The organism is Arthrobacter sp. SDTb3-6 (genome assembly GCF_013376095.1).
In the GTDB taxonomy this organism is placed as follows: Bacteria; Actinomycetota; Actinomycetes; order Actinomycetales; family Micrococcaceae; genus Specibacter.
The window spans coordinates 116,920-135,640 of record NZ_JAAMFN010000002.1; the positions used below are offsets into that span (position 1 = coordinate 116,920).

Here is an 18,721-nt window from a genome sequence, read left to right on the forward strand (position 1 = left end):
CCACCGTCAAAAGGAAAAATGCCGTGAACAACCTGGTCCTTGCTTCCTCTTCCGCCGAGGCCGCCGCATTGGAAGAAGTCAACAACCGTCTGGCGGAAGCCGGTGGAACGCTGGGCACGCTGGGCAAAAACCTGCTGTCCGCCGCATCGAACGCGGGCGGTGAACTGGCCGGCGGGGACCAGGCAAAGCTGGTGGAATTCACCGAAACGGAACTGCAGCCGCTGGCCGCAGCCTTTGCACAGGCGCTCTCCGGCGCCACCGGCAAGGACGCCGTGGTGGCCACGCTGGCCGCCGGGCACAGTGCGCGGCTGGCCGAGGCCGCCAAGGCCCTGGAGGAACAGGATGCGCCGGCCCGGATCATCCACGCCGGTGCGCGCCTCCAGGAAGCCGGCGCGGCGTTCCTGGACCAGGCCACCGCGCTGGTGGTTCCGGCCCTGGCCCAAAACCCGGCATTCACCCTGTCCGGCATCCTCCCCGAGCGCGCCTCCGCACCTGCGGCCGCGGCACCGGCCACGGGCGGCTGCGCCTGCGGCGGCCATGACGAGCCCGGCCTGTCCGAGCTGGACACCCGGGTCATCCCGCACGCCATCCGCCACGCCACCATCTTTGGCGCACTTGAGGGCCTGTCCTCCGGCAAGGGCATCCTGCTCATTGCCAACCACAACCCGCTGCCGCTCCTGGCCCAGCTGGAACAGCGCGCCGCCGGCAAGTTCGCCGTCGACTATGTGGAGAACGGCCCGGAGACCTGGAAGCTGAGCATGGTCCGCAACTGACCCTCCAAGCCCCAACTAGGTCGCAGTTGTTACCGAAAAACCCCGGAAAATCGCGGGAAAACGGTAACAACTGCGACCTAGTTGCTGCTAGAGCGCCGCTTCGATCGCGGCCGCGGCGGCCGGGTCCGAATCGTTGAGGAACGTCGAGATGCGGGCGGCCTCGTCGGCCTCGCCAATGGCACCCGCGGCCCGTCCCAGCGCATAAAGCGCACGCAGGAAACCGCGGTTGCCCTCATGCGACCACGGCACGGGCCCGGTCCCACGCCAGCCGTTGCGGCGCAGCGCGTCCAGGCCGCGGTGGTAGCCCGTGCGCGCATAGGCGTAGGACTCGATGGTCCGGCCCTCCACGTAGGCCTCGTCGGCCAGGATGGCCCACAACAGCGACGACGTCGGATGGACGGCCGCGAGGTCAACCGCCTCATCCCCGGCATCCAGGCGCGCCTGGACATCCTCCTCGGCCGGGAGCAGCGTGGGCTCGGGGCCAAGGAGGTTTTTACGGAATGAATCAGACATCTACTTGAACGTCTTGCCGGCGGAACCGAGCTGCTGCGCGGCTTCCACCACACGGGCCGCCAGCCCCTTTTCGGCAGCGGCACCCCAGACACGGGGGTCGTAGGTCTTCTTGTTCCCGACGTCGCCGTCCACCTTGAGCACACCGTCATAGTTGGCAAACATGTGCCCGGCCACCGGGCGCGTGTACGCATACTGGGTGTCCGTGTCGATGTTCATCTTGATGACACCGTAGGAAACGGCATCGGCAATTTCCTGCGCGGAAGAGCCCGAACCGCCATGGAAAACGAGGTCGAACGGGCTGTCCTTGCCCACCTTCGCACCCACCGCGGCCTGGATTTCCTTCAGGATCTCCGGACGCAGCTTCACATTGCCCGGCTTGTAGACCCCATGCACATTGCCAAACGTCAGCGCCGTGATGTACCGGCCATTCTCACCGGAACCCAGCGCCTCCACCGTGGCCAGGCCATCGGCCACCGTGGAATACAGCTTGTCGTTGATGGCGTTCTCCACACCGTCCTCCTCGCCGCCCACGGCCCCGATCTCCACCTCGAGGATGATGTGCGCGGCGTGCGTGCGGGCCAGCAGCTCACGGCCGATCCGCAGGTTTTCCGCCAGCGTCTCCGCCGAACCGTCCCACATGTGCGAGTTGAAGATCGGGTCCCGGCCCGCCTTCACCTCCGCCTCCGACGCCGCCAGCAGAGGCAACACAAAACCGTCCAGCTTGTCCTTCGGGCAGTGGTCGGTGTGCAGTGCCACGTTGACCGGGTACTTCTTCGCCACCTCACGGGCGAACGCGGCAAACCCCAGCGAACCGGCCACCATGTCCTTCACCCCCGCGCCGGACCAATACGCGGCACCACCGGTGGAAACCTGGATAATGCCATCGGTGCCGGCATCGGCAAAACCCTGCAGCGTCGCATTCAACGTCTGCGAAGACGTCACGTTGACCGCAGGATAGGCAAACCCCCCAGCCTTCGCACGATCAATCATTTCGGCATACTTGTCCGGTGTTGCAATGGGCATGAAAAGCTCCTTGGGGCTATACGGTACAAGGTGGCAGCGCTGTTGGCCGCCTCCAGCATGGCTACCTCCATCTTAGCGATGGGCGCCATTGTGGCGAAGTAGATGAAGCCCTGTCTCTGCAGCGGACCCTTGACACGCACGACGGCGGGCCCTGGCCGGGTGCCGGACGCTGGCCGGTCGCCGGTTTCCTGTGGAATATCCGCAGGAAGTTGCTCAGGCCACGTGCTGGTTGAAGACGTGGCGGCGGATCCAGGCGTGCATGGCAATCCCGGCCGCCGCAGCCGCGTTGATGGAGCGGGTGGAGCCGAACTGCTCAATGGACAGGGTGGCCTGGGCCGCGGCGTGCACCTCGGCGCTCAGGCCCGGCCCCTCCTGGCCGAACACCAGCACGCAGTTGCGCGGCAGTTCAAACGTTTCCAGTTTCTGGGAGTCGGGGAAGATGTCGATCCCGATGATCGCCAGGCCCTCGTCCGTGGCCCACGCGACAAAGTCGTCCACGGTGGGGTGGTGGCGGACGTGTTGGTAGCGGTCGGTGACCATCGCACCCCGGCGGTTCCACCGGCGTCGTCCGATGATGTGCACTTCCTTGGCCAGGAACGCATTGGCGGTGCGCACCACGGTGCCGATGTTCATGTCGTGCTGCCAGTTTTCAATGGCGATGTGGAAGTCGTGCCGGCGCGTGTCCAGCTCGGCGACGATGGCGTCCATCTTCCAGTAGCGGTACTGGTCCAGGACGTTGCGCCGGTCGCCCGCGGCCAGCAGTTCCGGGTCCCAGTGCCCGCCGTCCGGCCATGCCCCCTCCCAGGGGCCGACGCCCACCTCGTGGTGCAGCTCCGGGTGGTCGGTGGATTCCGGGGCGGGGGCGTTGGCGGGAGTGGTCACCGTCCAATTTTAGCGGTCCGGCCGCGGCGGTGGGTGCCGCACGCCCACCGGCGCGCGCCCATCTGCCAGACTGAGACACGAAGGAACATCCAGCCCCAGGAGGCACTGTGACCAAGGCGACCCACCGCAAGCCCGCCGACATTGAATGCTGGCTCACCGACATGGACGGCGTGCTGGTCCATGAAAACCAGGCCGTGCCCGGCGCCGCCGAACTGATCCAGCGCTGGGTGGACACGTCCCGGCGCTTTTTGGTGCTGACCAACAATTCCATCTTCACCCCGCGGGACCTCGCCGCACGGCTGCGCGCCTCCGGGCTGGAGGTGCCGGAGGAAAACCTGTGGACGTCGGCCCTGGCCACGGCGCAGTTCCTGAAGTCGCAGATGCCCCACGGGCGGGCCTTTGTCATTGGCGAGGCGGGGCTGACGACGGCGCTGCACGAGGCCGGCTTCATCCTCACCGACCAGGACCCGGACTATGTGGTGCTCGGCGAAACACGCACGTATTCCTTCGAGGCCATCACGCGCGCCATCCGGCTCATCGGTGACGGCGCGCGCTTCATAGCCACCAACCCCGACGCCACCGGCCCGTCCGCCGAGGGCCCCCTGCCGGCCACCGGCGCCATTGCCGCACTGATCACGAAGGCCACGAACCGGGAACCGTATGTGGTGGGCAAGCCAAACCCGATGATGTTCCGTTCGGCCATGAACCGCATTGAGGCCCACTCGGAGACCACCGCGATGATCGGGGACCGCATGGACACCGACATCATCGCCGGCATGGAGGCCGGGCTGCACACCGTGCTGGTGTTCACCGGCATCACGCGGCCGGAGGACATTGACGCCTACCCGTTCCGCCCGGACCAGGCGCTGGGTTCCGTGGCGGACCTGCTGGAGCAGATCTAGCGCCCGGGCAGCCGGCCGCCGGAGGCTTCGAGGTAGCAGTTTCCGCACAGGGACTCGTACCAGACGTCGGCGCCGTCGATGGCGACCTGGTCGCCGTCGAACACGATGTCCGCCCCGACCCGGCGGGTGTTGAACAGCGCCTTCCGGCCGCACCGGCAGATGGTCTTCAGCTCTTCCAGGGAATGGGCCATCTCCAACAGCCGTGCCGCGCCCGGGAAGGCGCGGGTGCGGAAGTCGGTGCGCAGCCCGTACGCGATGACCGGCACGCGGTCCAGGACGGCGATGCGGAAGAGGCCGTCCACCTGGGCAGGGGTCAGGAACTGGGCCTCGTCCACGAGCAGGCAGGCCACCGGCGCCACCTGGACATGCTCCAGCAGGGCATCCGGGTCGTCGCCGGCGGCGTGGGCGGCAAAGACCGCGCGGGCGTCGTCGCCGGGCTGGATGAGGAAGTCAACGCTGCGCGTCATCCCCAGCCGGGACACAATTTCGCCGGCGCCCTTGGTGTCGATGCCCGGCTTGGCCAGCAGCACCCGCTGCCCGCGCTCCTCATAGTTGAACGCCACCTGCAGCAGGGCCGTGGACTTGCCGGAGTTCATGGCACCATGACGGAAGTAAAGCTTGGACAAAAGGGACCTTTCAAGAATTAAGGTGTCCGGCACCACGGCCGGCCGCAGGCGTCAGTCGAGGCCGAGCTCGTCCTTGCCGAAGGCGAACAGGTAGGGGACGCCGGCTTCGCTTTCGATGCGTTCCTTGGCGCCCGTGTCCCGGTCCACGATCACGGCGACGGCCTTGATGTTGCCACCGGCCCTGCGCACGCCTTCGACGGCGGTCAGCGCTGAGCCGCCCGTCGTGGAGGTGTCCTCCAGCACCACAACGTCGCGCCCGTCCACCCCGGGGCCTTCCACCTGGCGGCCCATGCCATAGGACTTTTGGGCCTTGCGCACCACGAACGCGTCGATGGCCCGGCCGGCGTCGGCGGCGGCATGCATGAGGGCGGTGCCGACGGGGTCCGCCCCCATGGTCAGGCCGCCGGCCGTCTCAAACTCAATCCCGGCGTCGTCCAGCATGGCCAGCATGACGCGGCCGGCCAGGCGGGAGGCCTCGTGGTGGAGCGTGATGCGGCGCAGGTCGATGTAGTAGTCGGCTTCCTTGCCGGAGGACAGGATCACCTTGCCGCGGACCACGGCCAGTTCCTTGATGAGTTCGAGCAGGCGGGCGCGGTCGGCAGCGGGAGTCTGGGTCATGGCCTCCATTCTAAATGCTTTGCCCGGCGTCCGGTTCTGCACACCTTCCGTTGGGCGCGGCGCTGCGCACCACCCCGGTGGGGTGGTGCGCAGTGCGGTACCGGCTGTGTCAGCCGTCGGCGCCGGCGGGCGTCGTGGTGGTGGCGAAGCCTTCGAGCTTGTTGGCCGCGAGGGCGTACTTGTTGGTGAAGGTGCCGGCAATGCTGACCTTGGAGGTGTCCACGCCGTTGCCCTTCTCCATGGCGAAGATGACCTTCGGGCCGCCGGCAGGCATGATCCCGTCCGGCAGGAACTGGCCCTTGTCGGTGGTCAGCCCGGCGATGTACTGGTCCTTGCTGATGGTGCTGTTCTGCACGTACGACGACGGCAGCTTGTTGGCGATGTCCGCTGCGGAGTGCGTGTTGATCCAGTGCATCGTCGCGACGAGCGCGTCCACCACCTTCTGGGCGGCGTCCTCGTGCGTCTTCACCCAGCTGGCGTTGGCCAGGACACCGGCTGCGGGCCAGTCGCCGCCGAGCGTCTTTGTGGCGCCGGCGGCCGTTGCCAGGTCGACGGCGGTGTAGGCGAGCTTTTTGCTTTCCAGCGCCCCGACGGTGGGCTGGGTGGTCATGACGCAGTCAGCGGACTTGCGCTGGATGGCGGCGATGGCGGTGGCCCCTGCCCCGACGGCGAGGGTGTGGTAGTCCTTCTTCGTGACGCCGGCCTGCGAGGCGACGAACTGGGTCAGCTCGTCGGTGCCGGAGCCAAGGTCGGTGACGCCCATCGTCTTGCCCTTGAAGTCCGCCGGCGAGTGGACCCCGCTGTCCGTGCCGCACATGATGCGTTCGCCCGGTGCACCGGAGAGCTGGACCAGGTTGATGACGTCCTTGCCCTTGGCCTGGAAGTCAACCGTGTGGACGTACCAGGCGCCGGCCATGTCGACCTGCCCGGAGGCCATGGCGTCCTCGGCTCCCACACCGCCGTTTTGCTCCGTGGAGAGCTGCATGTTCACGCCGTACTTCTTGTAGAAGCCCAGTTGTTGGGCCAGTTCGTAGGGCAGGTAGATTTGCTTGTCGATGCCGCCCACCATCATCGTGACGGTCGGCATGGACGCGGCGCCGCCATTGGCCCCGGCGCTGCTGCCGCTACCCGCGGTGCCAGTGCCCCCACAGGCTGCGAGGCTGAGGACGATGGCCCCGGTGGCCGCAGCCGCGTAGATCTTGTGCTTGATCATGATTTTTCCTTTTGTGTTTGTCCCGAAAACCGGGCGTTTGCCTAATTCAGTGAATGGAAGGAAGGTTCCTAGATGGCCTGTGCTTCCGAGCGGCTCGGCGGCCGCCACTTGAGCAGGGAGTGCTCCAGGAGGCTGATGAGGTATTCGGCGCCGAGGGTGACCACCGCGATGATCACCATGCAGGCGAAGACCGTATTCGGGTCGAAGGTCCCCTGCGCCTGGGTGATGATCAGCCCGACGCCGTGCTGGGCCCCGAGCACCTCTGCCACCAGCGCGCCGATGATCGCGAAGCCGAAGGCCGTGTGCAGGCTGGCGATGATCCAGGTCATCGCCGACGGGATGGTCACGTGCATGGCCACCTGAAGCGGTGAGGCCCCCAGGACCCGCACATTGGAGATGAGGTTCTGGTCCACCTCACGGACGCCCTGGAAGGCGTTGAAGAAGACCACGAAGAACACCAGGACTGCCGCGAGCAGCACCTTCGGGCCCATCCCGAGGCCGAAGGCCACGATGAAGATTGAGCCGAGCACGATGCGTGGAATGGAGTTGACGATCCGGATGTAGGGTCCCACCACGTCGGAGAGGTAGCGGTTTGACCCCAGGAGGATGCCGAGGATGACGCCGGCGAGCGTGCCGACCACGAATCCGCCCAGCGCCTCCTGCACCGTGATCCAGAGGTTTTCCCAGATGGTGCCGAAGGCGGTGCCTTCCGTGAAGAGCCGGACCAGGCTGTTCCAGACTTCCGTCGGCTGGCCGAAGAAGAACTTGTCCACGAGCCCGACGGCGGTGAACCACTGCCAGCCGCCGATGACGACGACGGCGAGCAGCGCCCGGCCGACCCAGATCCAGGTCTTGCGCAGCGTCATGGCTCGGTGCGCGTCGGCCTTGAGTTGGGCCTCCTCCTCGTGGACCAGCGGTGCCTTGTGCGTTATCGATGTCATGCCGGCACCCCTGCCGTCTGCTTGTAGGCCCGGGTGACTTCGTCCTTCAGGGAGGACCAGATCTGCCCCTGCAGTTCAAGGAAGCGTTCCTCGTGCCGGATTTGCTGGACGTCCCCGCGCGGCCTGGGCAGGTCGATGTCGAAGACGTTTTTGATGGAGCCGGGACTGCTGGTCATGATGACCACCTTGTCTGCGAGCGCCACGGCCTCGTCGAGGTCGTGGGTGATGAACAGGACCGAAGGCCGCAGGCCCTCCCAGAGCTGGAGCAGCTCGTTCTGCATGATGGCCTTGGTCTGCACATCAAGTGCACCGAACGGCTCATCCATGAGCAGGATCCGCGGGTTGTTGATCAGTGCCGCCGCCATGGCGACGCGCTTGCGCATGCCGCCGGAAAGCTGGTGGGGGTAGCGGTCCTCGAAGCCGGCCAGGCCCACGCGGCGCAGCCAGTCCATGGCGAGCTCGGTGGCCTCGCGCTTGGGCGTGCCGAGGAGGACGGGGCCGATCAGCACGTTGTTGAGCACGGTTTTCCAGGGGAACAGCGCGTCCGCCTGGAACATGTAGCTGACGCCGTTGGTGATGCCTTCGACGGTGCGGCCGCCAACGGTCACGGAGCCGGCACTCGGGTGTTCCAGTCCGGAGACCTGGGCCAGCGTGGTGGACTTGCCGCAGCCCGTCGGTCCCACGATCGCGCAAAACTGGCCCGGTTCGACGGTGAGCGACACGTCGCGGATGGCCGTGAACGTCTCGCCCTTCGGGGTGAGGTAGCGCTTGGTCAGGCCGTGGATTTCGATGCGTCCGCCGTTGTCTCCCCCACCTCCACCGTGGTCCGTGGGCGAGCCGCCCCTTCTGTGTAATTCTGACACCGTTGTCACTGTTTCCCTTCCTGGATTTGGTTCGCATGCGTGAGTCGGATCACATAAGCTAAGACGAGCTTAGAAAGTGACAGCCAGTGCCAAAAGACTTCAGTAAGTTGTGCAACTTAACCGCAAAAATGCACGTTTTGTGCGTTTTCTGCAATGGGCATCCGCACCGGTCCGGGGGCCGGGTCCGGTGAGCCGAATTCCGCCGGCACGCGCCCGCCGGGTGCGGCACCGGTCGATGACCCTGACCACGCAGATCCTGCTCAGCATGCTCTCCCTGCTGCTGCTCGCCGTGGTCCTGGGCGCGTTCCTGTTCACGGTTGTCAGCAACCAGACGCTGGACCGGCAGTACCAGCTCCGTGCGCTGGGCATCGCCACCACCACGGCCGCGATGCCCGAGGTGCGCTCCGCATTGGAGGCCAAGGACCCCCACCACACCATCGCGGCCCTGGCCAGGGAGATTGTGGCCACGGCCAATCCCTCCTACGTGGTGGTCACCGACCGCAACGGGATCCGCTACTCCCACCCGAACCCCGCCCTCATCGGCAAGAAGCTGGAGGAACCGGTGGCCGTCCTGGACGGGAAGACCCACCTTGGCTTTGACCCGGGCAGCCTGGGGCTGTCGGCCAACGCCAAGGCCCCGATCTTCTCCGCGGACGGCGCCGTGATCGGCGAGGTCTCGGTGGGCATCCTGGACACCCGGGAACGGGACGAACAGGCGGCGAACATTTGGCTCATTGCCGGCTTTTCGGCGCTGGTGCTGCTCCTGAGCATCGCCGGGTCACTGCTGCTGTCCCGGCGCATCAAGCGCGTCACGTTCAACCTGGAACCGTCGGAGATCGCCTTCCTGTTGCAGGAGCGGGAGGCGCTGCTTCACGGGATCCGGGAGGCCGTCATCGGACTTGACGACGACGGCCGGGTGACCGTCATCAACGAGGAGGCGCGGCGGCTGCTGAAGGTGGAAGGGACCGCCCTGGGCATGCCGGTGGCGGAACTGGTTCCCGACGGCCGGCTGCGCCAGCTGCTCACCGGCAGGCTCGACGGCGTCGACCAGGTGGCGCTGACGGAGGACGCCCTGCTGGTGGTCAACCGCATGCCCGTTTCCATTGGCGGGCGGAGCATCGGCTCGGTGGTGACGCTGCGGGACCGCACCGAGATCGAGGGGCTGGTGCGGGACCTGCATTCCGTCCAGGGCCTGATGGAGGCGATGCGGGCCCTGGAGCATGAATATGCCAACCGCCTGTACGTGGTGGACGGGCTGCTGGAGCTTGGCGATGTGGCCCAGGCCCGCACGTACGTCTCGCAAATCTCGGAGTCCTCGCGTTCCCTGGGCGAGGGGCTGCGTTCGCGGATTGCCCCGCCGGAACTGGCTGCGCTGCTGCTGGCCAAGATCACGGTCGCGGCCGAACAGGACGTGCAGATCAAGGTCACGGCCGAGTCCCGGCTGGAACGGCCCCTGGTGGACGCAGCCGAACTGCTCACCGTGGTGGGCAACCTCCTGGACAATGCCGTGGACGCCCTGGCCGGGTCTCCCCGGCCCCGCACTGTGACGGTCCAGCTGGACGACGCGGACGGGGTGTTCATCGCCGTCCGGGACAACGGCCCCGGCGTGCCGGCGGACAGGATCGACGCCGTGGTGGTTGACGGGTACTCCACGAAGGACACCCGGCCCGGGATGCGCCGCGGGATCGGCCTGGCCCTGGTGCGCCGGATCGTGCACCGGGCAGGGGGCACCCTCGACGTTTTCCCGGGTCCGGGAGGTAACTTTGAGGTGTGGCTGCCGGCGCAGGCAGACGTGGCGGGCACGTCGGGCACGGCAGGCACGGAAGCGAGGGACACGCAGTGATCAGGACGTTGGTGGTTGACGACGACTTCAGGGTGGCCCGCATCCATGCCGCCCGGGTGGCCCGGGTCGACGGCTTTGAATGCGTCGGCGAGGTGTACAGCGCCGCGTCCGCGCGGGAGGCCATTGCCCGGCTGTCCCCGGACCTGCTGCTGCTGGACGTGCACCTGCCGGACGAGGACGGGCTCTCGCTGCTGCGGTCGCTGCAGGCCGCCGGAACCGAGGTTGACTGCATCATCATCACCGCCGCCCGGGACCTGGCCACGGTGCGCTCGGCCATGAGCAGCGGCGCCGTCTATTACCTGGTCAAGCCCTTCAGCTTTGAGCAGCTGCGCACCCAGCTGGAGGCCTACCACCGCTGGCGGCAGGAACTTGACTCGGCGCCGTCGGCCAGCCAGGCCGTGGTGGACAGCCTGTACAACACCCGCTCCGCTGCCGTGCGTGCCGCGGCCCCCGCGCCCCGCCTGCAACCGACCATGCAGAAGGTGCTCGACGCCGTCAGGACCGCCGGCGGGCCCGTCGGCGCCGCGGAAATCGCCGACACCCTCGGCGTCAGCCGGCCCACGGCCCAGCGCTACCTCGGGGCGTTGGAGCGCAAGGGCCTGGTGGTCCTTGACCTCAGCTACGGGACCACGGGCCGCCCGCTGAACTCCTACACGATCGCCTAGCGCACAGGCCTAGCGGTCCGTCGCGCCGCTTTCCGTCGCGTCCAGGAGCCCCAGCTCGTGCCGTTGCGGCAGCCCCTCCCAGTCACCGGCGGTGCTCACGGCGAAGGCGCCCATCAAGGCCCCACGCCGCAGCCGCGCGGCAACATCACCGCCCTCAAGCAGCCCCGAGAGGTAGCCGGCCGAGAACGCGTCCCCGGCACCCACGGTGTCCACCGCATCCACGGCGACGGCCCCGGCACGGCTGGTCCCGGCCGCCGTGTACGCCTCGGCGCCCCGGGCACCCAGCTTGACGACGACGTCGCGCACGCCGAGCCCGAGCAGCTCCGCGGCCGTGCCGGCAACACCGTCCGTGGCGCGCCGCGGGACCAGCAGGTCCAGTTCGTCGTCCGAGGCGATGACGACGGCGGCATGCCGGGCCACCGGGGCAAGGGCCGCCCGGGCTTCCTCCCGGGACCACAGCTTGCCGCGGTAGTTCACGTCCAGAGACACCACAATGCCGCGCGCGGCGGCTGTTTCGGCGGCGAAGGCAAAGGCGTCCAGGGCCTTGGCCGAGAGCGCCGGCGTAATCCCGGTCAGGTGCAGGATCCGCGCCCCGTCCTCGAGCGGGCCTTCAACGTCCGCCCGGCTGAGGCCGGAGCCGGCCGAGCCGGAGCGGTAGTACCAGGCCCTGTTGACGTCGGCGGTGCGCCGCTCCAGGAACATCACGCCTGTGGGCCGTACGGGGTCGCGGCCCACTGCCAGGTCCACGCCCTCGGCGCGCAGCGCCCGTTCAACGAAGTCGCCGTGCGGGTCGCAGCCCAGGCGGCCGGCCCACCGCACCGGGTGGCCCAGGCGGGCCAGGCCCACGGCCACGTTCGACTCCGCGCCGGCCGCGTGCATGGCCAGGGAGCCGCCCTGGGCCAGCGGGCCTGCCGAGCGCAGGGACACCATGGTCTCGCCGAAGGTCAACACGTCCACGGAAACCATCCCGCGCTCAGCCCTGCCGGCGGGAATGGTCCGCCGCCGTGCGCAGGTAATCGCGGGCACGGGACCGCATCGCTGCCAGGTCCCCTCCGGCCGAGGCCGCGTCGCCCACCAGCGGGCTGCCGGGCCCGACGGCGGCGGCCCCGGCATCCCAGTAGTCGGCGGCGTCTGCCGCGCCCACCCCGCCGACCGCCACCAACGGGACGGCCGGGAACGGATCCAGCAGCGCCTTGAGGTAGCGCGGCCCGCCGATGAATGCCGGGAAGAGCTTGACCAGGGTGGCGCCGCGGTTCATGCCCTCGAGCACCTCGGTCGGTGTCAGGGCGCCCGCCAGGACCGGCAGGCCGCGCCCTGCCGCCACACGGATGGACTCCGCGAGGGCAGGGGTGACAATGAACTGGGCCCCTGCCGCTTCGACCTCCCTGACGTCGGCGGCGGTCAGCACCGTGCCCGCCCCCACCAGCGCACCAGGGGGCGCCGCGGCACGGACGGCCGCAATGGCACCGGGCGCGTCCGGCGTCGTCAGGGCCACCTCAACGTAGCGGAACCCCTCCTCCATCAGTGCCAGGGCGGCGGCCGCCGCGGCCGTGCTGCTGGTGCCGCGCACAATGGCGATGAGCTTGGCGGCCCGCACCCCGGCCAGGAACTCCTCCGGTGCCTGGTTCATGGCAGCCTCACCATTCCGCAAAGGAGCCGTCGGCGTGCCGCCACACGGGGCCGCGCCAGGCATGCCCGCGCTTGTCGGCCTCGCGCACGGCACGCTCGTCAATGTCGATGCCCAGGCCCGGGCCCGGCAGCCGCTCGAAGTGCCCGTCCACAAATTTCAGCGGGCCCTTGTCCAGCACATAGTCCAGCACCTCGGCCCCCTGGTTGTAGTGGATGCCGATGCTTTGCTCCTGGATCAGGTAGTTCGGGGTTGCGAACCCCACCTGCAGGCAGGCGGCGAGCGCCAGCGGACCGAGGGGGCAGTGCGGGGCCAGCTGGACATCGTAGACCTCGGCCAGGGCGGCGATCTTGCGCACCTCTGTGATGCCGCCGGCATGGGAAAGGTCCGGCTGCGCCACGGCAATGCCTGCCTGCAGCGCCGGCAGGAACTCCTGCCTGCAGTACAGCCGCTCCCCCGTGGAGACGGGCGTGGTGGTGGACCGGGTGAATTCACGCAGCAGGTGCGTGTTTTCCGGGACCACCGGTTCCTCGAGGAAAAACGGCCGGTACGGTTCCAGCAGCGGGGCCACACGGCGCGCATTGGCGAGCGTGAACCGGCCGTGGAAGTCGACGGCCACGTCGCGGTGCTCGCCGAGGACCTCGCGGGCGGCCGCCACGCGGCGCACCACGCCGTCGATCTCCGCGACGGACGCCACGGGGGGCATTCGCCCGCTGGCGTTCATCTTCACCGCCGTCAGCCCCACGTCCAGCTGGGCCTGGATGGACTCGGCCACCTCCCCCGGCTCGTCGCCGCCCACCCAGCCGTAGGCCCGGATGCGGTCGCGGACGGGCCCTCCGAGGAGTTGGTGGACAGGGGCGTTGAAGTGCTTGCCGGCTATGTCCCAGAGCGCCTGGTCCAGGCCGGACACTGCGCTGGCGAGGATGGGGCCGCCCCGGTAGAACGAGCCCTTGGTCATGACCTGCCAGTGGTCCTCAATGCGCAGCGCGTCGGCGCCGATGAGGACTTCGGAGAGTTGTTCGACGGCGGTGCGCACCGTTTCGCTCCGGCCCTCACAGGTGGCCTCCCCCCACCCCACAATCCCGCCGGCCGTCTCGATGCGCACAAACAGCCAGCGTGGCGGGACCAGGAAGGTTTCAACCTTGACAATACGGGTCATGACGGTGCGCCTATCCCTTGGTTGCGCCGGCAGTCATGCCGGAGACGATGTATTTTTGCGTGAACAGGGCAATGACCATGATGGGAACGGTGACCACGGTTGCCGCTGCCATGAGCCCGCCCCAGTCGATGCTGGCGTAGGAGACGAAGTCAAAAATGGCCACGGGCAGCGTCTTGGTGTCGGCGCCGGAGAGCACCAGGGCGAACATGAAGTTGTTCCAGGAAAAGATGAACGCCAGGATGCCTGCCGTGGCCATCCCGCCCGCGGAAAGCGGCAGCGTGATTTTCCGGAAGGCGCCGATGGGGGTCAGCCCGTCAACCTGCGCGGATTCCTCAAGCTCCAGCGGCATGGAATCGAAGTAGCTCATCATGATGTACACAATCAGCGGCAGCGCCACAAACATGTGGCTGAGGATCAGGACGGTGAAGCCGCCCACCATGTGCATGTTGGAGAACACGTAGTACCACGGCACCAGCAGGGAAATGCCGGGGATGACGCGGGCCATCAACACCACGAGGGCGGAACGGTGCATCGTGAACCGGCTCATGGCATAGGCGGCGGGGACACCCAGCACCAGGGACAGCACGGTGGAGACAAACGCCACCCAGAAGCTGTTGAAGATGTACACGAAGTAGTTGTTGCGGGTGATGACGTTGACGTAGTTCTCCAACGTGGGGGTGAAGATGATCGTCTTGGTGGCGTCGTAAATGTCCACATTGGTTTTCAGCGACGACGCGAAAAGCCAGGCCAGGGGTGCCAGCAGGGCCAGCACCACCACGGTGAGCGCAGCAAAGCGGAACCAGGTGTAGGCGCGCACGGACAGCGGCTTGCGGCGGGCCGGCACCGGGGCGTCCGACCGGGCCGCCCGGGCGGCCCCGGCGGGCAGAAGTGACGGGGTCATTGGCTTGCACCTTTCCTGCGGCGGGTCAGAATCCACATGAACGCGATGATGATGAGGAAGAAGATGATGAGCACGGCCGAGGCAAGGCCGTATTCGTTGTAATCGAAGCTGAGCCCGTACGCGTACACATTCAGCGTCTCCACTTCATGGAAGGACCCCCCGCCCTTGCCCTTCGTGGCGTAGAGGATGTCAAAGGTCTTCAACGCGTCAATGCTGCGCAGCAGGATGGCGACGATGACGGTGGGCATCATCAGCGGCAGGGTGATGTAAAAGAAGCGCTGCCAGGCGTTGGCCCCGTCAACGCGTGCGGCCTCGTCGGGTTCGTCGGACAGCGAGGTCAGCCCGGCCAGCAGGATCAGCACCACCATGGGCGTCCACTGCCAAATGTCCATGAAGATGGTGGTGGGCAGGGCCGTGTATTGCCCCGACAGCCACGGCTGCGGGGGGATGCCCACCCAGCCGAGCATCTGGTTGGCGAAGCCGATGTTGGGGTCAAAGATCAGCCGCCACATCATGCCGACGGCAACGGGCGTGGCCACGAGCGGCAGGAGAATGGCGACGCGGACCCACTTTTCGCCGCGGAACGGGCGCCACAGTAGCAGGGCGATGGCCATGCCCAGGACCATTTCGACGGCGAGCGCGGTGAACGTGAAGTACGCCGTCCGCCCCACGGCGGGCCAGAAGCGGTCGGTGTCCGAGAGCACCGTCAGGTAGTTTTTCAGCCCGATGAAGTCAGACGGCGCGCGCACCGACCCGTGGGAGTCGGTCAGGCTCAGGTAGACGGTCCAGGCGAGCGGGAAAATGATCAGCAGGCCCACAAAGATCATGGCCGGTGAGGCAAACAGCCATTTTCTGTGCTGGTTGGCCCAGTCGGAGAACGATCGTGGCGGGGGTGCCGTCCGGCGTACGGCCGGGGTCTTTACGGAAACAGACATGGTTCACCTAGGGAATCGAAAGGGGGCATTCTTCGCGCCGGAGCTGCACGCGGCCGGCGCGGCCGGGGACCGGGCGGCCGGGACGGCCGCTGCCGTCCCTGCCGCCCGGAAGGGGCATTACTTGTCGCTTGCCAGGAACTTTTGGAAGGCGTCGTTGGCTGCCGTGGCGGCCGCGGCGGAATCGCCGCCGGTGATGGCGGTGACAATCGGCCCGCCCACAATCTCCCGCGCCTTGCCCACGGCAATCACGAGGGGCCGGTCGTGGCCCACGCCGTGCTCGGCGCTGAAGGCAATGGCCTGGGCCAGGTCCTTCGGGTACGTCGAGGTGCCGTCGGCGTCCGCCCACACGGAACTGCGCGGGCCCGGGACACCGGCCTTCTGCGCCGCCAGGGTCCGTTCCTTGGACGTGGCCCACTGGATGAACTTCCAGGCGTTTTCCTGGTTGCCCGAGGCCGAGTTGATGGCAAGGCCCCATGACGGGATGTTGTAGGGCTTGGCGCCGGCGGGGCCTGCCGGCAGCGCTGCGAAGCCCACCTTGTCGGCAACCTTGGATTTCGCCGCGTCGGTGGCGTTCTTGTACAGGGAGTCGGCCTCGGTGTAGAAAGCCGCGTTGCCCTGCGTGAAGATGGCCATGGCCTCCGGCCAGCTCATGTCGGTGCTGACGTTGGCGGGGCCGTACTTGTTGATCAGGCCGCCGTAGAAGGCGTAGGCGGCCTTGGCTTCAGGCGTTGCGATGCTCGATTTGCCGGATTCGTCCATGAAATCCCCGCCGAAGCTGTACAGGAAGCTGGAGAACTGTGTGACGGCCGCGGACTTGTTGGTGCGGGCCACGAAGCCGGCAATGCCCTTGTTGGCCCCGGAAATCTTCTTGGCCGCCGCCTCGAGCTCCGCCATGGTCTTGGGAACCGCCACGCCGGCCGCTTCGAGCAGGTCCTTGCGGTAGTAGAGCACCTCGCGCTCGGTGATGATCGGCACGCCCACCACCTTGCCCTCAAAGGTGCTGGCCGTGACCGGTCCCGGCTGGAAGTCCTTCCAGTCCCAGGACGCGTCCGAGGTGACATGCGCGGTCAGGTCGGCCAGGTAGGTGTTTTTGGCAAACTGCTTGCCTTCCTGGAGCGGGCGGTACATCATCACGTCAATTTCGTCGCTGCCCGCGTTGAGCTTGACGTTGTACTGGTCGGAAAGCTGGTCTTCGCCAAGCTGGGTCAGCTCGACCTTGAGCCCCGACGCTTTTTCAAATTCAGGGATGGCAGCCTTGATGCCGTCGGTCCACACGTGGTTGGCGAGCGTGACGCGCACCGTGTTGGACGCCTTTCCCCCGCCGCCGCCACCGCAGGCCGCAACACCGAATGGAACCACTACTGCAACAGCCAGGAGCTGGAGTACTGAGCGTCGCTTCATTACGACTTCCTTTTCTTTTTGGCAGGAACCACAGGGTTCCGAATGACAATGCGGCACCGAAACACATATGCCGTATTGGAGATGCTAATCACATAAAACATACTTATCAATGGTTGAGACCAAATCGGTATGATGCATCCATGACCGCCTCCCGGACAGCTGGACCGCCGCCACCCGCCCCCGACCACGGCGCGGGCACCGCTGGCGGCGTGCCGTCCGCCGGCCTTCCGCGCGAGTACCTGCACTCCGCCCTCGTTGACAAACTCGGGCTGGCCGTTGTGACCAGGGAATTTCCGCCCCACGCCGTGCTGAGCATCGAGGAACTGGAAGTGCGCTATGGCGTTTCGCGCTCCGTCATCCGCGAGGTCATCCGGGTGCTGTCGTCGCTCGGGCTGCTCGCCTCAAGGCGTCGTTTGGGAACGGTCGTCCAGCCGGCCACCGCCTGGAACCTCTACGACCCCCATGTCATCCGATGGCGGCTCGCCTCGGACGACCGCATAGACCAGCTTCGCAGCCTCAGTGAGCTGCGCTCCGCCATCGAACCCCAGGCAGCAAAACTGGCGGCCCAACGCGCCAGCTTCGCCGACGCCAGTGAACTGGTGTACCTGTCCGCGCAGATGTGGGCCAGGGGCCATGATTCGGACATCGCCGAATTCCTCAAGCTCGATGTGCTCTTCCACGCGAAAATGCTCGAATGCTCCGGCAACGAAATGTTTGCCCAGCTCAACTCCCTCGTCACGGAGGTCCTCAAGGGCCGCATAGACCATGGGCTCATGCCGCGCAGCCCCAACCACGAGGCCATGCGGTTTCACGTGGACGTTGCCAACGCCATCCAGCGGCGCGACGGCGATGCGGCGCAGGCCGCCATGACACGGATCGTGGAACAGTCCATGGATGAGATGGGTGTCATCTGGGAAACCGGCCTCCCCAAACCGGCGCCGTAGCACCGGTCCGCGTAACACCCTTGTTACACCGAGGCGCTAGCCTTGGATCCATGCGCGAACTCCAGGCACAGATCATTGCAGAACTGGGCGTCAGGCCCACCATTGACCCGGCGGCGGAAATCACCCGCCGCGTGGAATTCCTCAAGGGCTACCTCAAGGCCACGGGCACGAGGGGCTATGTGCTGGGCATCAGCGGCGGCATCGACTCCACCCTCGCCGGCAGGCTGGCCCAGCTCGCCGTGGAAAGCCTGGCCCGGGAAGGCATTGAGGCCGACTTCATCGCCGTCCGCCTGCCCTATGGCATCCAGCACGACGAGGACGACGCACAGGCGGCCCTGGACTTCATCCGTGCCAAGACCGAACGCACCTTCAACATCGCCGCCGCCGTGGACGGCTTCGAGGCGGAGTTTGCCAGGACCGCCACGGAGGACGTCAGCGACTTCAACAAGGGCAACATCAAGGCCCGCTCCCGCATGATCGCCCAGTACGCGCTGGCCGGCCACGACAACCTGCTGGTGGTCGGCACCGACCACGCGGCCGAATCCGTGACGGGATTCTTCACCAAGTTCGGCGACGGCGGGGCGGACATCCTGCCGCTGTTCACGCTGAACAAGCGCCAAAACCGCCAACTGCTCCAGCACCTGGGCGCACCCGAAAAACTCTGGGCCAAGGTGCCCACCGCCGACCTGCTGGACGGCAGGCCGGGGCGCACCGACGAGGACGAGCTCGGCATCAGCTACGAGGAAATTGACGACTACCTGGAGGGCCGGGAGATCGGCGACGTCCCGGCGTCGGGCATCGAGCGGCGGTACCTGGCGACCCGGCACAAGCGCACCACGCCGGTGTCGCTGCTGGACACGTGGTGGAAGTAGGGCCCGGCCGCACCGCCGTC

At 67.2% G+C, this 18,721-nt stretch carries 20 protein-coding genes; 6 read left to right on the forward strand and 14 right to left on the reverse strand.

What is annotated here, in order from left to right; genetic code table 11:
• Nucleotides 1-23: 23 nt before the first annotated feature.
• Nucleotides 24-773, forward strand: coding sequence for a DUF2249 domain-containing protein (locus G6035_RS19875; RefSeq protein ID WP_256882261.1), 750 nt, complete (start codon nucleotides 24-26; stop codon nucleotides 771-773).
• A gap of 87 nt (nucleotides 774-860) precedes the next feature.
• On the opposite strand, the gene G6035_RS01510 is transcribed toward G6035_RS19875, so the two are convergent.
• The 3 genes from G6035_RS01510 to G6035_RS01520 form a co-directional block, all read right to left on the reverse strand.
• Nucleotides 861-1,286 (reverse strand): DUF3151 domain-containing protein, encoded by a 426-nt coding sequence (locus G6035_RS01510; protein ID WP_176615295.1) that lies wholly within the window; start codon nucleotides 1,284-1,286, stop codon nucleotides 861-863.
• The gene (fbaA, locus tag G6035_RS01515; protein ID WP_176615296.1) at nucleotides 1,287-2,309 is read right to left on the reverse strand and encodes a class II fructose-bisphosphate aldolase; all 1,023 of its coding nucleotides are present in this window, start codon (nucleotides 2,307-2,309) and stop codon (nucleotides 1,287-1,289) included.
• A 213-nt stretch (nucleotides 2,310-2,522) separates the two neighbouring features.
• Nucleotides 2,523-3,191 carry a TrmH family RNA methyltransferase gene (locus tag G6035_RS01520; protein WP_176615297.1) on the reverse strand — a complete coding sequence of 223 codons (669 nt, stop codon included), beginning with the start codon at nucleotides 3,189-3,191 and terminating at the stop codon, nucleotides 2,523-2,525.
• A 161-nt stretch (nucleotides 3,192-3,352) separates the two neighbouring features.
• Here G6035_RS01520 and G6035_RS01525 point away from each other — a divergent pair, with 161 nt between their 5' ends.
• The gene (locus G6035_RS01525) at nucleotides 3,353-4,093 is read left to right on the forward strand and encodes an HAD-IIA family hydrolase (protein ID WP_176615383.1); all 741 of its coding nucleotides are present in this window, start codon (nucleotides 3,353-3,355) and stop codon (nucleotides 4,091-4,093) included.
• Here the strand turns inward: G6035_RS01525 and G6035_RS01530 are convergent.
• The 5 genes from G6035_RS01530 to G6035_RS01550 all read right to left on the reverse strand — a co-directional run bounded on the left by G6035_RS01530 (nucleotide 4,090) and on the right by G6035_RS01550 (nucleotide 8,354).
• Nucleotides 4,090-4,719, reverse strand: a complete 630-nt coding sequence (locus G6035_RS01530) for a thymidine kinase (protein WP_176615298.1) — start codon at nucleotides 4,717-4,719, stop codon at nucleotides 4,090-4,092. The genes G6035_RS01525 and G6035_RS01530 overlap by 4 nt on opposite strands.
• Before the next feature lie 51 nt (nucleotides 4,720-4,770).
• The gene (pyrE, locus tag G6035_RS01535) at nucleotides 4,771-5,337 is read right to left on the reverse strand and encodes an orotate phosphoribosyltransferase (protein WP_371130782.1); all 567 of its coding nucleotides are present in this window, start codon (nucleotides 5,335-5,337) and stop codon (nucleotides 4,771-4,773) included.
• Between the two features lie 109 nt (nucleotides 5,338-5,446).
• Nucleotides 5,447-6,550 carry an ABC transporter substrate-binding protein gene (locus tag G6035_RS01540; protein ID WP_176615300.1) on the reverse strand — a complete coding sequence of 368 codons (1,104 nt, stop codon included), beginning with the start codon at nucleotides 6,548-6,550 and terminating at the stop codon, nucleotides 5,447-5,449.
• 68 nt (nucleotides 6,551-6,618) lie between these two features.
• Entirely contained in the window at nucleotides 6,619-7,491 is an 873-nt protein-coding gene (locus G6035_RS01545) for an ABC transporter permease (RefSeq protein WP_176615301.1), read from the reverse strand.
• Nucleotides 7,488-8,354: an ABC transporter ATP-binding protein gene (locus G6035_RS01550; protein ID WP_218062875.1), complete on the reverse strand. Its 867-nt coding sequence runs from the start codon at nucleotides 8,352-8,354 to the stop codon at nucleotides 7,488-7,490. Before G6035_RS01550 ends, G6035_RS01545 begins: the two co-directional genes overlap by 4 nt.
• Nucleotides 8,355-8,589: 235 nt before the next feature.
• Here G6035_RS01550 and G6035_RS01555 point away from each other — a divergent pair, with 235 nt between their 5' ends.
• Both G6035_RS01555 and G6035_RS01560 read left to right on the forward strand, forming a co-directional pair.
• Entirely contained in the window at nucleotides 8,590-10,197 is a 1,608-nt protein-coding gene (locus G6035_RS01555) for a sensor histidine kinase (protein WP_176615302.1), read from the forward strand.
• Nucleotides 10,194-10,862, forward strand: coding sequence for a response regulator (locus G6035_RS01560; protein ID WP_176615303.1), 669 nt, complete (start codon nucleotides 10,194-10,196; stop codon nucleotides 10,860-10,862). The genes G6035_RS01555 and G6035_RS01560 overlap by 4 nt, the downstream gene beginning before the upstream one ends.
• A gap of 9 nt (nucleotides 10,863-10,871) precedes the next feature.
• Here G6035_RS01560 and G6035_RS01565 read toward each other — a convergent pair whose 3' ends face one another.
• The 6 genes from G6035_RS01565 to G6035_RS01590 form a co-directional block, all read right to left on the reverse strand.
• Nucleotides 10,872-11,828: a sugar kinase gene (locus G6035_RS01565; protein ID WP_176615304.1), complete on the reverse strand. Its 957-nt coding sequence runs from the start codon at nucleotides 11,826-11,828 to the stop codon at nucleotides 10,872-10,874.
• 7 nt (nucleotides 11,829-11,835) lie between these two features.
• Nucleotides 11,836-12,492: a bifunctional 4-hydroxy-2-oxoglutarate aldolase/2-dehydro-3-deoxy-phosphogluconate aldolase gene (locus G6035_RS01570; protein WP_176615305.1), complete on the reverse strand. Its 657-nt coding sequence runs from the start codon at nucleotides 12,490-12,492 to the stop codon at nucleotides 11,836-11,838.
• Between the two features lie 7 nt (nucleotides 12,493-12,499).
• Complete coding sequence (dgoD, locus tag G6035_RS01575) at nucleotides 12,500-13,648, reverse strand: galactonate dehydratase (protein WP_176615306.1); 1,149 nt, start codon at nucleotides 13,646-13,648, stop codon at nucleotides 12,500-12,502.
• Nucleotides 13,649-13,658: 10 nt separating this feature from the next.
• Nucleotides 13,659-14,549, reverse strand: coding sequence for a carbohydrate ABC transporter permease (locus G6035_RS01580; protein ID WP_176615307.1), 891 nt, complete (start codon nucleotides 14,547-14,549; stop codon nucleotides 13,659-13,661).
• The gene (locus G6035_RS01585; protein WP_256127654.1) at nucleotides 14,546-15,484 is read right to left on the reverse strand and encodes a carbohydrate ABC transporter permease; all 939 of its coding nucleotides are present in this window, start codon (nucleotides 15,482-15,484) and stop codon (nucleotides 14,546-14,548) included. Before G6035_RS01585 ends, G6035_RS01580 begins: the two co-directional genes overlap by 4 nt.
• 117 nt (nucleotides 15,485-15,601) lie before the next feature.
• Nucleotides 15,602-16,885 carry an ABC transporter substrate-binding protein gene (locus G6035_RS01590; RefSeq protein ID WP_176615308.1) on the reverse strand — a complete coding sequence of 428 codons (1,284 nt, stop codon included), beginning with the start codon at nucleotides 16,883-16,885 and terminating at the stop codon, nucleotides 15,602-15,604.
• Between the two features lie 140 nt (nucleotides 16,886-17,025).
• Between G6035_RS01590 and G6035_RS01595 the strand changes: the two genes are divergently transcribed.
• Nucleotides 17,026-17,829: a FadR/GntR family transcriptional regulator gene (locus tag G6035_RS01595; RefSeq protein ID WP_176615309.1), complete on the forward strand. Its 804-nt coding sequence runs from the start codon at nucleotides 17,026-17,028 to the stop codon at nucleotides 17,827-17,829.
• A gap of 50 nt (nucleotides 17,830-17,879) precedes the next feature.
• Entirely contained in the window at nucleotides 17,880-18,701 is an 822-nt protein-coding gene (gene nadE, locus G6035_RS01600; RefSeq protein ID WP_176615310.1) for an ammonia-dependent NAD(+) synthetase, read from the forward strand.
• Nucleotides 18,702-18,721: the final 20 nt, after the last annotated feature.

Excerpts from the sequence above, each read along its gene's own strand:
- pyrE (WP_371130782.1), bottom strand. The coding sequence starts at position 5,337 with ATGACCCAGACTCCCGCTGCCGACCGCGCCCGCCTGCTCGAACTCATC.
- G6035_RS01580 (WP_176615307.1), bottom strand. The coding sequence starts at position 14,549 with ATGACCCCGTCACTTCTGCCCGCCGGGGCCGCCCGGGCGGCCCGGTCG.
- fbaA (WP_176615296.1), bottom strand. The coding sequence starts at position 2,309 with ATGCCCATTGCAACACCGGACAAGTATGCCGAAATGATTGATCGTGCG.
- G6035_RS01590 (WP_176615308.1), bottom strand. The coding sequence starts at position 16,885 with ATGAAGCGACGCTCAGTACTCCAGCTCCTGGCTGTTGCAGTAGTGGTT.
- G6035_RS01585 (WP_256127654.1), bottom strand. The coding sequence starts at position 15,484 with ATGTCTGTTTCCGTAAAGACCCCGGCCGTACGCCGGACGGCACCCCCG.
- G6035_RS01570 (WP_176615305.1), bottom strand. The coding sequence starts at position 12,492 with ATGAACCAGGCACCGGAGGAGTTCCTGGCCGGGGTGCGGGCCGCCAAG.
- G6035_RS01545 (WP_176615301.1), bottom strand. The coding sequence starts at position 7,491 with ATGACATCGATAACGCACAAGGCACCGCTGGTCCACGAGGAGGAGGCC.
- nadE (WP_176615310.1), top strand. The coding sequence starts at position 17,880 with ATGCGCGAACTCCAGGCACAGATCATTGCAGAACTGGGCGTCAGGCCC.
- G6035_RS01555 (WP_176615302.1), top strand. The coding sequence starts at position 8,590 with ATGACCCTGACCACGCAGATCCTGCTCAGCATGCTCTCCCTGCTGCTG.
- G6035_RS01510 (WP_176615295.1), bottom strand. The coding sequence starts at position 1,286 with ATGTCTGATTCATTCCGTAAAAACCTCCTTGGCCCCGAGCCCACGCTG.
- dgoD (WP_176615306.1), bottom strand. The coding sequence starts at position 13,648 with ATGACCCGTATTGTCAAGGTTGAAACCTTCCTGGTCCCGCCACGCTGG.
- G6035_RS01540 (WP_176615300.1), bottom strand. The coding sequence starts at position 6,550 with ATGATCAAGCACAAGATCTACGCGGCTGCGGCCACCGGGGCCATCGTC.
- G6035_RS01525 (WP_176615383.1), top strand. The coding sequence starts at position 3,353 with ATGGACGGCGTGCTGGTCCATGAAAACCAGGCCGTGCCCGGCGCCGCC.
- G6035_RS01595 (WP_176615309.1), top strand. The coding sequence starts at position 17,026 with ATGACCGCCTCCCGGACAGCTGGACCGCCGCCACCCGCCCCCGACCAC.
- G6035_RS01565 (WP_176615304.1), bottom strand. The coding sequence starts at position 11,828 with ATGGTTTCCGTGGACGTGTTGACCTTCGGCGAGACCATGGTGTCCCTG.